The organism is Promicromonospora sp. NPDC110617, assembly GCF_055598465.1.
Genome location: NZ_JBVKBM010000002.1, coordinates 972,037 through 985,593 on the forward strand (window position 1 = coordinate 972,037; position 13,557 = coordinate 985,593).

Annotated in this window: 14 protein-coding genes; 12 read left to right on the plus strand and 2 right to left on the minus strand. The window is 75.1% G+C overall.

The window, feature by feature from the left end:
* Positions 1-49: 49 nt before the first annotated feature.
* The 8 genes from idi to ACZ7LE_RS15025 are packed head-to-tail and all read left to right on the plus strand — an operon-like array spanning position 50 to position 6,960.
* Positions 50-610 (plus strand): isopentenyl-diphosphate Delta-isomerase, encoded by a 561-nt coding sequence (gene idi / locus ACZ7LE_RS14990; protein WP_470404044.1) that lies wholly within the window; start codon positions 50-52, stop codon positions 608-610.
* A complete protein-coding gene (locus ACZ7LE_RS14995; RefSeq protein ID WP_470404045.1) occupies positions 607-1,650 on the plus strand; it encodes a polyprenyl synthetase family protein in 1,044 nt (347 codons plus the stop codon). The genes idi and ACZ7LE_RS14995 overlap by 4 nt, the downstream gene beginning before the upstream one ends.
* Complete coding sequence (locus ACZ7LE_RS15000) at positions 1,647-2,537, plus strand: phytoene/squalene synthase family protein (protein WP_470404046.1); 891 nt, start codon at positions 1,647-1,649, stop codon at positions 2,535-2,537. The genes ACZ7LE_RS14995 and ACZ7LE_RS15000 overlap by 4 nt, the downstream gene beginning before the upstream one ends.
* Entirely contained in the window at positions 2,525-4,090 is a 1,566-nt protein-coding gene (gene crtI / locus ACZ7LE_RS15005) for a phytoene desaturase family protein (RefSeq protein ID WP_470404047.1), read from the plus strand. Before ACZ7LE_RS15000 ends, crtI begins: the two co-directional genes overlap by 13 nt.
* On the plus strand, positions 4,087-4,449 hold the full coding sequence (locus tag ACZ7LE_RS15010) for a lycopene cyclase domain-containing protein (RefSeq protein WP_470404048.1): 363 nt from the start codon (positions 4,087-4,089) through the stop codon (positions 4,447-4,449). The genes crtI and ACZ7LE_RS15010 overlap by 4 nt, the downstream gene beginning before the upstream one ends.
* A complete protein-coding gene (locus ACZ7LE_RS15015; RefSeq protein WP_470404049.1) occupies positions 4,446-4,763 on the plus strand; it encodes a lycopene cyclase domain-containing protein in 318 nt (105 codons plus the stop codon). Before ACZ7LE_RS15010 ends, ACZ7LE_RS15015 begins: the two co-directional genes overlap by 4 nt.
* Complete coding sequence (locus ACZ7LE_RS15020; protein ID WP_470404050.1) at positions 4,753-5,613, plus strand: prenyltransferase; 861 nt, start codon at positions 4,753-4,755, stop codon at positions 5,611-5,613. Before ACZ7LE_RS15015 ends, ACZ7LE_RS15020 begins: the two co-directional genes overlap by 11 nt.
* 9 nt (positions 5,614-5,622) lie before the next feature.
* On the plus strand, positions 5,623-6,960 hold the full coding sequence (locus ACZ7LE_RS15025; protein WP_470404051.1) for a TIGR01777 family oxidoreductase: 1,338 nt from the start codon (positions 5,623-5,625) through the stop codon (positions 6,958-6,960).
* On the opposite strand, the gene ACZ7LE_RS15030 is transcribed toward ACZ7LE_RS15025, so the two are convergent.
* Positions 6,924-8,093 (minus strand): VanZ family protein, encoded by a 1,170-nt coding sequence (locus tag ACZ7LE_RS15030; protein WP_470404052.1) that lies wholly within the window; start codon positions 8,091-8,093, stop codon positions 6,924-6,926. The two genes, ACZ7LE_RS15025 and ACZ7LE_RS15030, sit on opposite strands and share 37 nt — an antisense overlap.
* Before the next feature lie 152 nt (positions 8,094-8,245).
* Between ACZ7LE_RS15030 and ACZ7LE_RS15035 the strand changes: the two genes are divergently transcribed.
* The 4 genes from ACZ7LE_RS15035 to ACZ7LE_RS15050 are packed head-to-tail and all read left to right on the plus strand — an operon-like array spanning position 8,246 to position 12,418.
* On the plus strand, positions 8,246-9,283 hold the full coding sequence (locus ACZ7LE_RS15035; RefSeq protein WP_470404053.1) for a 2-keto-3-deoxygluconate permease: 1,038 nt from the start codon (positions 8,246-8,248) through the stop codon (positions 9,281-9,283).
* A complete protein-coding gene (locus ACZ7LE_RS15040) occupies positions 9,280-10,515 on the plus strand; it encodes a four-carbon acid sugar kinase family protein (protein ID WP_470404054.1) in 1,236 nt (411 codons plus the stop codon). The genes ACZ7LE_RS15035 and ACZ7LE_RS15040 overlap by 4 nt, the downstream gene beginning before the upstream one ends.
* Positions 10,512-11,555 carry a 4-hydroxythreonine-4-phosphate dehydrogenase PdxA gene (gene pdxA, locus ACZ7LE_RS15045; RefSeq protein ID WP_470404055.1) on the plus strand — a complete coding sequence of 348 codons (1,044 nt, stop codon included), beginning with the start codon at positions 10,512-10,514 and terminating at the stop codon, positions 11,553-11,555. The genes ACZ7LE_RS15040 and pdxA overlap by 4 nt, the downstream gene beginning before the upstream one ends.
* Before the next feature lie 2 nt (positions 11,556-11,557).
* Complete coding sequence (locus ACZ7LE_RS15050; protein ID WP_470404056.1) at positions 11,558-12,418, plus strand: GntR family transcriptional regulator; 861 nt, start codon at positions 11,558-11,560, stop codon at positions 12,416-12,418.
* 9 nt (positions 12,419-12,427) lie between these two features.
* On the opposite strand, the gene ACZ7LE_RS15055 is transcribed toward ACZ7LE_RS15050, so the two are convergent.
* The gene (locus ACZ7LE_RS15055) at positions 12,428-13,534 is read right to left on the minus strand and encodes a hypothetical protein (RefSeq protein WP_470404057.1); all 1,107 of its coding nucleotides are present in this window, start codon (positions 13,532-13,534) and stop codon (positions 12,428-12,430) included.
* Positions 13,535-13,557 lie beyond the last annotated feature (23 nt).

Sequence of the window (13,557 nt, forward strand, 5' to 3'; positions counted from 1 at the left end):
CCTGTGCTTGAATATAGCCAGGCTAGCAAAACTCACCAGAGGGGTCACAGTGACGACCGAGAGAGTGGTCCTGCTCGACGACGACGGGACACCCGTCGGGTCAGAGCTCAAGAGTGTCGTGCACTCCGAGCACACGCCGCTCCACCTGGCGTTCTCGTGCCACGTGCTGAACCCGGCGGGCGAGGTGCTGGTCACGCGGCGTTCCCTGCACAAGCAGACCTGGCCGGGGGTGTGGACCAACTCCTTCTGCGGCCACCCGCAGCCGGGCGAGCCGAGCGAGGAGGCCGTCCTGCGCCGCGCGCAGGACGAGCTCGGCCTGAACCTGCGCGAGATCCGCCTGGAGCTGCCACGCTTCCGGTACCGCGCCGTCGACGCCAGCGGGATCGTGGAGAACGAGCTGTGCCCGGTCTACGTCGCGGTCACCGAGGACGAGCCGCAGGTCAACCCGTACGAGGCCATGGAGGCCCGGTGGGTCGACGGCGGCGCGCTCGGCCAGGCCCTGCGCGCCACGCCGTGGGCGTTCTCGCCCTGGTTCGTCGAGCAGGCCGACGAGATGCCGCTGTACGCCGCCCTGGCTGTTCGGTCCGCGCGAGACGTGTCCTGGCCATGACCGAGATGCTGACCCACGACGCGGTGGACGTGGTGCTCGCCGACTTCTTCGACGACCACGTCCGGCGCGCCACTCCCCTCGCGGAGCACTACGCCCTGCTGTGGCGCCGGCTGGCCCGGTCGAGCGAGGGCGGCAAGCGCCTGCGCCCCCGGCTCCTGCTCGACGCGCACGCCGCGTTCGGCGGCCCGCACCCGCAGGACGCCGCCGTGGCGGCCGCCGCCTTCGAGCTGGTGCACACTGCCCTGCTGCTGCACGACGACATCCTCGACCGGGACCTCACCCGGCGCGGGCGCCCCAACCTGGCGGCCGAGTTCGCGGGGGACGCGAGCCAGAACGGGCTGTCCCCGGACGCCGCGACGGCCTGGGGCACCGCCTCGGGCATCCTCGGCGGCGACCTGCTGCTCAGCTCGGCGTACGCCCTGGTCGGCCGGATCCGGTCCGAGGGCCGCGCCGAGCTGACCGACATCATCGCCGAGAGCCTGTTCCGCGCCGCGGCCGGCGAACATGACGACGTCGCGTTCGGCCTGGGCACCGCCCCGGCCACCCCCGACCGGGTGCTGCGGATGATGGCGAACAAGACCGGCAGCTACTCCTTCGCGGGGCCCCTGCGAGCCGGCGCCGCCCTGGCCGGTGCCGGCCCGCAGGCCTCGGCCGAGCTCGAGCAGGTCGGCATCGCCCTGGGCATGCTCTACCAGGTGCGCGACGACCTGCTCGGCGTGTTCGGCGACCCGCACCGCACCGGCAAGAGCACGACCGGCGACCTGCGCGAGGGCAAGCGCACCCTGCTGGTCGCCTGCGCCGAGGGTCACCCGGAGTGGACGGCGGTGCGGCATCTGTGGGGCCGTCCCGAGCTCGACGACGCCGATGCCGACCTGCTGCGCGCCGCCCTGGTCGCCAGCGGCGCCCGCGACGCGGTGGCGGAGCTCATCAACGCCAAGCGGCGGGCCGCCGTCGCGATGGTCGAGCGGTCCGCGCTGCCCACCGTGCTGAAGCGGGAGCTGACCGGGCTCGCCGTGCGGCTCGCGGAGCGTGAGTCGTGATCCCGTCGTCCTCGCTGGCCCTGTACTCGCACACCGCCCACGCGGCCGCCGCCCAGGTGATCGGCGCCTACTCGACGTCGTTCAGCCTGGCCACGCGACTGCTGCCGCCCACGACGCGCGGCATGATCGAGGACGTCTACGCGCTGGTGCGCGTGGCCGACGAGATCGTCGACGGGCCGGCGCAGGAGGCCGGGCTGGCGCACACGGAGCGGCGCGCGGCCCTGGACGCGCTGGAGGAGGAGACGTACCTGACGCTGCGCCGCGGGTTCAGCACCAACATGGTGGTGCACGCCTTCGGCACCACCGCGCGCGCCGTCGGCATCGACGAGACGCTGGTGCGCCCGTTCTTCGCGTCCATGCGCCGCGACCTCGACCCCGTGGTCACCCTCGGCGACGACGAGTACCGCGCCTACGTGCACGGCTCCGCCGAGGTGGTGGGCCTGATGTGCCTGCGCGCGTTCCTGGACGGCCACGCCGTGCCGCCGGCCGTTCGCACCCGCTTGGAGGAGGGTGCTCGGCGGCTCGGCGCGGCGTTCCAGAAGATCAACTTCCTGCGCGACCTCGGCGACGACCAGGACCGGCTGGGCCGCACCTACTTCCCTGGAGCCGGTCCCGAACGGCTCGACGAGGACCGCAAGGCCGCCGTCGTGGCCGACATCGACGCCGACCTCGCCGCCGCGCGCGCCGTGCTCCCGCTGCTGCCGGTCGGGCCGCGGCGGGCGACGGCGCTGGCGGCGGGCCTGTTCTCCGAGCTCAACGACCGGTTGCGCGACATGCCCGCGGCGCAGCTGCACGTCCGGCGGGTCTCGGTGCCCACCACCGTCAAGATGCGCATCGTCGTCACCACGCTCGCAGGCTCCCGGACGGGCCGGCGATGGGCGGCATGAACGACGGGCAGCCCGGGCGGCGCGTGGTCGTGATCGGCGGCGGCATCTCGGGCCTGGCGACCGCTGCCCTCCTGGCCCGCGAAGGCGCCTCCGTCACCCTGCTGGAGGCCCGGTACGAGCTGGGCGGACGCGCGGGTCGCTGGCACCGCGACGGGTTCGTCTTCGACACCGGCCCGTCCTGGTACCTCATGCCCGAGGTCTTCGAGCACTTCTTCCGCCTCCTGGGCACGAGCGCCGCCGACGAGCTGGACCTGGTGCGCCTCGACCCGTCCTACCGGGTGTTCTTCGAGGACGACACCGAGCCGTTCGACCTGCCCGCCGACGGTGCACGCGAGGCCCTGCTCGCGCTCGACCCGGCGTCGGCCCCCCGGCTGGACGCGTACCTGGACTCGGCCGCCGAGACCTACCGGATCGCCACCGAACGGTTCCTCTACGCCACGTTCGCCTCCCCCGCGCCCCTGCTCGCGCCCGACGTCGTGCGGCGCGCCCCGCGGCTGCTGCGCCTGCTCGGCGAGTCGCTGGACCACTTCATCTCCCGGCACACCACGGACGAGCGGGTGCGCCGCATCCTCGGCTACCCCGCGGTCTTCCTCGGCACGTCGCCGAGCGCCGCGCCGAGCATGTACCACCTGATGAGCCACCTCGACGTGACCCAGGGCGTGCTGTACCCGCGCGGCGGGTTCGGCGCGGTGATCAACGCGGTGGCCCGACTCGCCGAGCGCCAGGGCGCCCGGCTGCTCACCGGCCAGCGCGTGCGCCGCATCACGGTGTCCGACGGCGCTGCGACCGGCGTCGACGTCACCGGCCCGGACGGCCGCACCCGCCACCTGGCCGCCGACGTCGTGGTCTCGACCGCGGACCTGCGCGTCACCGAGCACGAGCTGCTCGGGCCGCGGCACCGCAGCCGGAGCGACCGGTGGTGGAAGCGCCGCGACCCCGGGCCGGGCGCCGTGCTGGCGCTGCTGGGCGTACGCGGCGAGCTCCCCCGGCTGGCCCACCACTCGCTGCTGTTCGCCCGCGACTGGCAGGAGGGGTTCGACGCCATCTACGGCGCGAACCCGTCCGTGCGGACGCCGACCTCGCTGTACGTCTGCAGGCCGAGCGCCACCGACGACGTCGCACCGCCCGGGCACGAGAACCTGTTCGTGCTCGTCCCCGTGCCGGCCGACACGTCGATCGGCGCGGGCGGGATCGACGGCGCCGGGGCGTTCGGCGTCGAGCAGGTCGTCGACGACGCGATCGCGCAGATCGCCAAGTGGACGGACACCCCGGACCTCGCCGAACGCGTCGTCGTGCGGCGCACGATCGGGCCCGCGGACTTCGAGCGCGAGCTCGGCGCCTGGCGCGGCGGCGCCCTCGGCCCGGGCCACACCCTCCGGCAGAGCGCGATGTTCCGCGGGTCCAACGCGTCGTCGCGCGTCTCGGGCCTGCTGTACGCGGGGGCGACGACGATCCCCGGGATCGGCCTGCCCATGTGCCTCATCAGCGCGGAGCTGGTGGTCAAGCGGCTCCGGGGCGACACGAGCGCCGGGCCGCTGCGGGAGGAGTCATGAGCTTCGTCTACCTCGCCGTCCTGCTCTTCTCGGCGGCAGGCGTGCTGGTCCTCGACCGGCGGTTCCGGCTCTTCCTCTGGGACTCCCCCGTCCGGGCGGCCGCCGTGCTCGTCACCGGTACCGCGTTCTTCCTCGTGTGGGACCTGGCGGGCATCGGGCTCGGCATCTTCCTGCACGGCGCCGGCCCGTACATGACCGGGCTCATGCTCGCCCCCGAGCTGCCGATGGAGGAGATCGTGTTCCTGGCGTTCCTCTGCGAGCTCACGATGGTGCTCGTCCTCGGTGCCCAGCGCGTGCTGCGCCGGGCCCGGGTCCGGGCGCGCGTCCGGGCCGGGGACCGGGAGGACGTGCTGCGATGACCTACCTGCTCCTCACGCGCGCCTTCCTCGCGGTGGCTGTGGCGGTCGCGGTCATCGCCCACCTGCGCGCACGCCTGGCCGGCACGCGCCCGATCGGCTGGCGCCCGATCGTCCTGGCCGCCGTCGCCCTGCTCGTGCTCACCGCCGTCTTCGACAACGTGATGATCGCGAGCGGCCTGTTCACCTACGCCGACGCGCACATCTCCGGGGTCCGGATCGGGCTCGCGCCGATCGAGGACTTCGCCTACCCGGTGGCGGGCGTCATCCTGCTGCCCGCCCTCTGGACCCTGTTCGGGAGTCGACGTGCTCGCTGACCTGGTGCGCGCGTCGCGCCCCCTGAGCTGGATCAACACGGCCTACCCGTTCGCCGCCGCCTACCTGCTGACCACGGGCACCGTGGACGTCGCGCTGGTCGTGGGCACGCTGTTCTTCCTCGTGCCCTACAACCTGGCGCTGTACGGGATCAACGACGTGTTCGACTACGCGTCCGACCTGACCAACCCCCGCAAGGGCGGCGTCGAGGGCGCGCTGCTGGCGCCCCGGCGGCACCGGCCGATCCTCGTCGCGTCCGTGGCGACCTGCGTGCCCTTCGTCGCCGTCCTGGTGGTGCTCGGCCCACCGGCGTCGTGGGCGGTGCTCGCGGTCAGCCTGTTCGCGCTGGTCGCGTACTCCGCGCCGCCGTTCCGGTTCAAGGAGGTGCCGGTGCTGGACTCCCTCACGTCCAGCGTGCACTTCGTGAGCCCGGCGGTCTACGGGCTGGCGCTGGCGCAGGCCGACCTGACACCGCAGACGTTCGCGGTGCTCGGCGCGTTCCTGCTGTGGGGCATGGCCAGCCACGCCTTCGGCGCGGTGCAGGACGTGGTGCCCGACCGCGAGGGCCGCATCTCCTCGATCGCGACGACGTTCGGCGCGGCCACCACCGTGCGGCTCGCGCTGGGCGCGTGGGTCGTCGCGGGCCTGCTGATGCTCACGACCGGGTGGCCCACCGCGCTCCTGGGCCTGCTCGCCGTCCCCTACCTCGTGCTCGCGGCGCCGTACGCCTCCGTGAGCGACGAGGACTCCGCGCGGGCGAACGGCGGCTGGCGGCACTTCCTGTGGGTCAACTACGCCGCGGGCGCAGCGGTGACGATCCTGCTGATCGCGACGGCGGCGGGCTACCTGTAGGGAGGAACCATGGGTCTGAGGTACTCGAGCGTCGTGGGGCACCCACGCCCCGAGGTGTTCGCCTGGCACGAGCGACCCGGCGCGATCATGCGGCTCACCCCGCCGTGGTCGCCCCTGCACGTGGTCCGCGAGGCGTCCACGCTCGCGGGCGGGGCGGCCGTGCTGCGGCTGCCGGTGGGCCTGCGGTGGGTCGCCCGGCACAGCGGGTACGAGCCGCCCGAGCGGTTCGTGGACGAGCTGGTCTCCGCGCCGCTGCGCTGGGTGGTGCCGTGGCGGCACACCCACGAGTTCCACGACGAGGGTGGCGGCACCCGGATCACCGACACGGTCGAGACCCGGGTGCCCGAGGCCGTGCTGCGGCCGATGTTCGCCTACCGGCACCGCCAGCTCGGCCTGGACCTCGCGGCCCAGGCGTCGGCCCGCAACGCCGGCGACTGGCCGAAGGTCGTCGCGGTCACCGGCAGCCGCGGGCTGGTCGGCAGCGCCCTGGTGCCCTTCCTGACCACGGCGGGCCACCGCGTGATCCGGCTCGTGCGCGGCGCGCCGCACGGCCCCGACGAGCGACACTGGGACCCGCAGGAGCCCGCGGACGACCTGCTGCGGGGCGTCGACGCCGTCATCCACCTCGCCGGCGCATCGATCGCGGGCCGGTTCACCGACGCGCACCGCGCCGCGGTCCGTGGCTCCCGCATCGGGCCGACGACGGCGCTCGCCGCGCTCGCCGGCCGCACCACCGACGGGCCGTCGGTCTTCGTCAGCGCGTCGGCGATCGGGTACTACGGCCCGGACCGGGGCGACGAGGTGCTCACCGAGACGAGCGAACGCGGCGACGGGTTCCTCGCGGACGTCGTCGACGACTGGGAGCAGGCGACCTCGGCCGCCGACGGCCTGCGGGTGGTGAACGTGCGCACCGGCCTGGTGCAGTCACCGCGCGGCGGCACGCTGCGGCTGTTCCACCCGCTGTTCGCCGCGGGCCTGGGCGGGCGGCTGGGCGACGGGCAGATGTGGCAGTCCTGGATCGGCATCGACGACCTGGTGGACGTCTACCACCGCGCGCTGTACGACGAGCGCCTGTCCGGGCCGGTCAACGCCGTCGCGCCCACCCCCGTGCGCAACACCGCCTACACCGCCACGCTGGCCACGGTGCTGCGCCGTCCCGCCCTGCTGCCGGTGCCCGACCTGGGGCCGCGGCTGCTGCTGGGCCAGGAGGGCGCGGACGAGCTGGCCCAGGCGAGCCAGCGGGTCTCGCCCGAGGTGCTGCTCGCGCTGGGCCACCGGTTCCGGCACCCCACGCTGGAGCCGGCGCTACGTCACCTGCTCGGCCGGGACCCCCGCGCCCGCGACTGAACCTCGGGCGCGAGGGCGCGCGCGTCGACCAGGAGGTACGGGGCCGCCTTCCCGGAGAGCCCGCGCCGCCCGCGCGTGAACAGGGCGGACAGCACCAGCACGGTCGCCACCGTGGCGGCCAGGCCCTGCGCGGGGGCGAGCGCGCCGACGTCGAACATGGTCGCGGCGTCCCCCAGCGCCTGAAGCAGGCCCCACAGCGCTCCCCCGGCCAGCCCGCGCCGCAGGCGGGCCCGCGCCCCGAGGCGCGCTCCGCCGTCGGGCCGCACGACGGCGAGCCACACGGTGCGCTGCCCGAGCGACTCCCCCGCCCCCGTGACCAGGGGAAGCACGAACACGACGACCCACGCCAGCACGCTCGTGCCCAGCCAGACCGCCAGGGAGTCGGCGGGCGCGCGGCCCGTCACGAGGTAGTACCCCAGGCCCAGGGTCAGGGCGAGCACGCCGCCCAGGACCGTGTAGGCGAGGTAGTCGACGGCCATGCCGAACCAGCGCCGCCACAGGGTCACGGGCCGCGGCGTGCCGCGACCCGCCGCCAGGGTCCGCGCGCCGGGCATCCAGCGCAGCACCCACGGCGCGACCAGCGCGCCGAGCACGCCGCCCAGGGTGTTGGTGAGCAGGTCGTCGACGTCGGCCAGCCGGTACGAGCACGGGATCAGCCCGAAGATGCCGGTGAGCTGCGTGACCTCGATCAGCAGCGACGCCCCCAGGGCCGACGCCGCGGACGCGAGCAACCCCCAGCCCAGGTAGCGGCGCACCAGCACGCCCCACGGCACGAACAGCACCACGTTGAACACACCCTGGAGCACGGAGATGTCCCGCACCGCGGCGCCCGGGGAGAGGCCTGCGGTGCGCTCGCGGATGTCCGAGACGATCTGCAGCGGGCGGAGCTGCACGCCGTCGTACCCGTACTGCCCGCACCAGGCGGCGAGGTCGCCCGACGGCAGCGGCAGCAGCGTGTACGCCACCAGCGCGGTGCCGTAGACGGCGAGTGCCGCCGCGCCGAGCAGCCGGGCGGGGCTGACGGCGCCGTACCGGCGCACCTGGATCACGAGGATCGGGACGAGCAGGGCCACGAAGAGGGCAGTTCCGATCAGCACGCCGATCCGGGCCGGCCACGTCCACACGTCGGTCACCCGGAAACGCTATGTGCGGGGTGAATTCCGCGCGCGCGGGGGCCCGTACGCAGGGGACTTGCCCGCCGCCCGCTCCGTCCCGTACTTTGTCCGTACTTTCTTGTCCTGACAATTGCGACCATCGCCGGTCGCACACACCGAGAGGTTCCGCCATGGATGCCGGACTGACACCGAGGTCGACCGTGCCCCTCTACGACTGGATGAACAAGATCCCGGGCGGGCTCATGCTCGTGCCGCTGGTGCTCGGCTCGATCGTCGGGACGTTCTTCCCCGGCTTCCTGGAGCTGGGCTCGTTCACCACCGCCCTGTTCAAGGACTCGGCGCTGCCGCTCATCGCCGTCCTCATCTTCGCGACCGGGATGCAGATCACGGCGCGGACGTCGGGGCCGGTGCTCGCCGCCACCGGGACGCTGCTGCTGACGAAGTCCCTGATCCCCGCCGGGCTGGTCGCGCTGGCGGGCAGCATCTTCGGGATCGAGGGGTTCCTGGGCGTCTCGATCCTGGCCCTCATGGCCACCATCGACAACAGCAACGGCGGCCTGTGGCTCGCCTTCACCGGCAAGTACGGTGACGAGCGTGACCGCGGCGCCTACATGGCCTCCGCCCTGAACGACGGCCCGTTCATCTCCATGCTCTTCCTCGGCGCCTCGGGCCTGGCCGACATCCCCCTGACGGCGTTCCTCGCGGCGGTCGTCCCGCTGGTGCTCGGCTTCGTCGTGGGCAACCTGGACCCGCGCTGGACAGAGATCATGCGGCCCGTGCCGAACATCGTCATCCCGTTCTTCGCGTTCGCCCTCGGCACGGGGATCAACCTGCGCGACGTCGTGACCGGCGGCGCGAGCGGCCTCCTCGTCGGCGTCTTCGCCGTCCTGCTGACCGCCGCCCTGACCTACTCGGGCTACCGGTTCATCCTGCGGCGCGGCATCAAGTCGGGCATCGCGATCGCCGCCGCGACCACGGCGGGCAACGCCGTCGCGACGCCCGCGATCATCGCCGGGGTGGACCCCACCTTCGAGCCGTACGTCGCGGTCGCCACCGCGCAGGTCGCCTCGGCCGTGCTGGTCAGCGCCGTCCTGGCGCCGCTCCTGGCCACGATCGTCCTCAAGCGCCAGGGCGGCCTCGCCCCGGCGGACGACGACGCCGCCGAGACGGCCCCGGCCCCGGCCGGCGAGGGGCGCGGCACCGCATGAGCGAGCACACCGTCGGGGTCGTCGCGGACGACCTGACCGGGGCCGGGGACTGCGTGGTGCAGTTCGCCCGCGCCGGCTGGACCAGCCACCTGGCCCTCGGCCGGGAGCTGCCGTCCGGCGAGCGGGCGGCGGTCGCCGTCGTCACCGACGCGCGGGCCCAGGACGACGCCCCCGCGGCGGCCGCCACCGCGGCCGCCGTGCGGGCGCTGGCCGACGCCGGGCGCCTCTACGTCAAGGTCGACTCGACGCTGCGCGGCAGCGTCGCGGCCCAGGTCAGCGGGGCTCTGACCGCCTGGCGCGAGCGGGTCCCGGGCGCGTTCGCCGTCGTCTGCCCGAGCTATCCCGCGCTGGGGCGGACGGTCAGCGAGGGCGTGCTCCTGGTCGGCGGCGTGCCCGTCGCCGCGACGGCCGCCGGGCACGACCCCGTCACCCCGGTCCGCACGAGCGACCTGACCGCGCTCCTGCCGGACGCCGTCCGGGTGCCCGCCGACGGCGACGCCCCGGCCCTGGCGGACCGCCTCGCCGAGGCGGGCATGGCCGCGGACGTCGTGGTGGTCGACGCCCTGGACGACGCCGCGCTGGAGCGCCTCGCCGACGCCGTCGTGCTGCTCGGCGCCCGCGCCGTCCCGGTCGGCTCCGCCGGGCTCGCCGCGACCCTGGCCCCGCGCTGGGGCGGCAGCGGCGCCGGGCTGGAGCCACCGCGGGTCGCCGCCCGCCGGACGCTGGTGGTGCTGAGCTCCCTGAACGAGGTCTCCCGCGGGCAGGCCGACGAGCTGCTGCGCGCCGAGCCCGGAGCGCTGCTGATCACCCCGGAGGCGGGGACCGGCCCGGACGAGCAGGCCGCGCGGGCGCTGGGCGCCGCCCGGCCCGCGACCGTCCTCGTCCGCACCCCCGAGCCCACGGGGCCCGCCGGCACCGGACGGGAGCGGGCCGCCGACGCCGCGTCCGCGCTGGCCGACCTGGTCGCCGCCGTCACGGAGCGCACCCGCCCCGACGCCGTCGTCCTCATGGGTGGTGACGGCGCCCGCGCCGTGCTCGCGCGGCTCGGAGCCCGCAGCGTGCGAGTGGCCGGCGCCGTGGCCGAGGGCGTGCCGCTCGGCCGCCTCGAGGGCGGGCCGGCGCACGGCACCGTCGTCGTCACCAAGGCGGGCGGGTTCGGCACCCGCCGGACCGTCGTCGACGTCCTCGAAAGCCTGAGATCGTACTCTTCGCACCAGGAGGTAAACCCTTGAGCATCCCCACCCTCGCCGTCACGCTCGGCGACGTCGCAGGCATCGGCCCGGAGATCACGGCCAAGGCCCTGCTCGGCCACGACGACCTGCGCGCCCTGTGCGTGCCCGTGGTCGTGGGCGACGCCGGCGCGCTGCGCCGCGCCGTCTCCGCCGTCGGCGGCGACCCGGAGCGGGTCCGGGTGATCGCGTCCCCGGCCGAGGCCACCAACACCCCGGGCACGATCGAGCTGCTCCAGACCGGCCCGTCGCTGGCGGACGTCCCGGTCGGCGAGATCAGCGCGGCAGCCGGCGACGGCGCCTACCGGTTCGTGGTCGAGGCCTGCCGGCTGGCCCGGGAGGGGCAGGTGGACGGCATCGTCACGCCGCCGCTCAACAAGGCCGCGATGCACGCGGGCGGGCACAGGTGGCCGGGGCACACCGAGCTGCTGGCCCACGAGTTCGGCGTCAAGAACTTCAGCCTGGTGCTGTCGGCGGGCGACCTGTACTTCTTCCACCTGACCACGCACGTGTCGCTGCGCCAGGCCATCGAGGACATCACACCGGAGCGCACCCGCGACGTGCTCGACCTGGCCGGCGCGTTCACGGCGGCGCTGGGCCGTCCGGACGAGGCCATCGGGCTCGCGGGCCTGAACCCGCACGCCGGCGAGAACCGCCTGTTCGGCGACGAGGACGCCGACGTCCTGGCCCCCGCGGTCGAGGCGGCGCGCGCCCGCGGCCTCAACGCCCACGGCCCGCTGCCGGCCGACGCCCTGATCCCCGCCGCGGTCAAGGGGAAGTGGAACATGGTCATCGCCTGCTACCACGACCAGGGGCACGCCCCGTTCAAGGCCGTGTACGGCGACGACGGCGTGAACATCACCGTGGGCCTGCCCGTGGTGCGCGTCTCCGTGGACCACGGCACCGCGTTCGACATCGCCGGCCAGGGCATCGCCCGGGAGGCCAGCCTGGTGCTCGCGATCGAGCGCGCGGCCGGCCTCGCGCCCGGCTGGGACCACGTCTGGCGGACGGCGCAGCAGGCCGCGCCGAGCGCGGCGAGCTGACCGTGGCCCGCCCCGCACCCGACGGCCAGCCCCTCCACCGCCGCATCGGCAGCGAGCTGCGCGCGCAGATCCTGGGGCGCACGCTCGCGCCGGGCGCGCAGGTGCCCACCGAGGCCGAGCTGCAGGAACGCTACGGCGTCTCCCGCTCCGTGGTCCGCCAGGCCCTGGCGGCGCTGGAGCAGGAGGGGCTCGTGGAGCGCCGGCGGGGCCGGGGCACGACCGTCCGGGAGCGCGGCGAGCTGCACCGCCTGGTGCAACGCGTGCCGGGCCTGTCGACCCAGGTCGAGGGCGAGGGCGTGCACGTCACCACGCGCATCCTGGAGCTCGGGCTGGAGCCCACCTCGGAGGCGACCGGTGCGCTCGCCTCCGACCGGGTGCTCCGCCTGCGGCGCCTGCGCAGCGCCGGGGACGAGCCGCTCGCCCTCATCGAGACCTGGCTGCCCGGGGAGTTCGGCGGCCTGACCGCCGAGGAGCTGACCGACGCGTCGCTGCACGCCACGATCCAGCGCCGGTTCGGTACTAACGTCGTCGCCGGCAAGCGGCAGGTACGGGCCGTGAGCGCCGACGGCGAGACCGCGGAGCTGCTCCAGGTCGCCGCCGGGGCCCCGGTGCTGCTGCTCGAGGGCACCAGCACCGACGAGACCGCCCGGCCCGTCGAGGTGTTCCGCACCTGGCACCGCGCGGACCGGGTGGTCTTCGACATCGCCGTGATCCGCGAGCCCGACGCCGCGGGCCTGGCCGGGACGACCGCCCCCGCCCCCGCCGCGCCGGACGGCACCACGACCCTCCGCGAACGCCTGGACGCCCTCGGCCGCGAGATGCTCGACCTGGCCCGGGAGCTGGAGCGCGCCGAGGGCCGCTGAGCCGCGCCACTACCCGGCCGCGGGCACCCAGTCCTCGTCGTCCAGGACCCAGGCCCGGCCCTCCGGCTCCGGCCGGAGCGGGTCGACGAGCCAGCAGGTCTCGTCGGGGTTCCACCCCGCGATGACGCTCGCCGTGTCGTCGCCGACGGGGATCGCGGTACCCGCCGCCGCGAGATAGGCAGAGGCGGTGAGGTGCACGGCGTCGTGGTCGGCGGCGACCGCCGCCCAGTCGGGCAGCACCCAGGGCCCGTCCCGCCCGGTGGTGCGGTACCAGTCGTGCCGCTTCTGCGCGGTCACCTCCAGCGGGTACGCGCGGCACAGCGCGGCCCAGGCCTCCGCGCCGTCCACCTCGTACACGCGCGCGCCGGCCGGGACGTCGACCCGGTGGGTCACCGCCTGCTCCCACCCCATGTCGTCCTCCACCAGCCAGAGCCCGGCCGGACCGTGGCCGTCGAGGCTGCGCAGGGTGCGCGTCAGCTCCCACGGCGGGGCGGACCACCACGTGCCGCTCCAGGACGCCGTGGGGTCGGCGGGCCGCTGCTTCCGGGCGTCCCTCTCCTCCTGCAGGGCGTCGGCGCGCCAGCGTTCGAGCCGCTCGGTCGCCCCGATGACGGCAGGCGCCCGGTCCGCGTCCCAGGTCACCGCGTGCTGGTCCGTGCGGTCGACCGGTGCGCTCCACCAGCCGACGGCGTCCGCGGAGCCCGCGACGTGCACCGCGACGCGCTCCAGGGCGGCGCGGACGACAGGCAGGGCGGCGAGGACGTCCTCGCCGTCGGGCTCCTGCCAGTAGCGGGCGACCGTCACCGCGTGGGCGAGGGTGCGCAGCGCGGTCTCCTGGTCGACCTCCGCGAGGGGGACGCCGCCGAGCAGGGTCGCCACGGACCCGGGTGTGGCCTCCGCCGGCTCCGCGGCACAGGTTCCGGTTCCGACGCTGACCAGCACGACCGAGACGCCCCGGCCCGGGTCGAGCTCGTAGCCGGCCAGCATCGCGGCGTCCGAGAACGGCGCCTCCGGCCGGTCGGGGTCGGTCGCGAGCTCCTCGGAGCGGCGCGCGTACTCGAGCAGGAACCGGCGCCCGCGCCAGCCGTTCAGCAGCTCGTCCGGTGTGATCGTCATGCCTGTCTCCCCCTGGTCGGCGC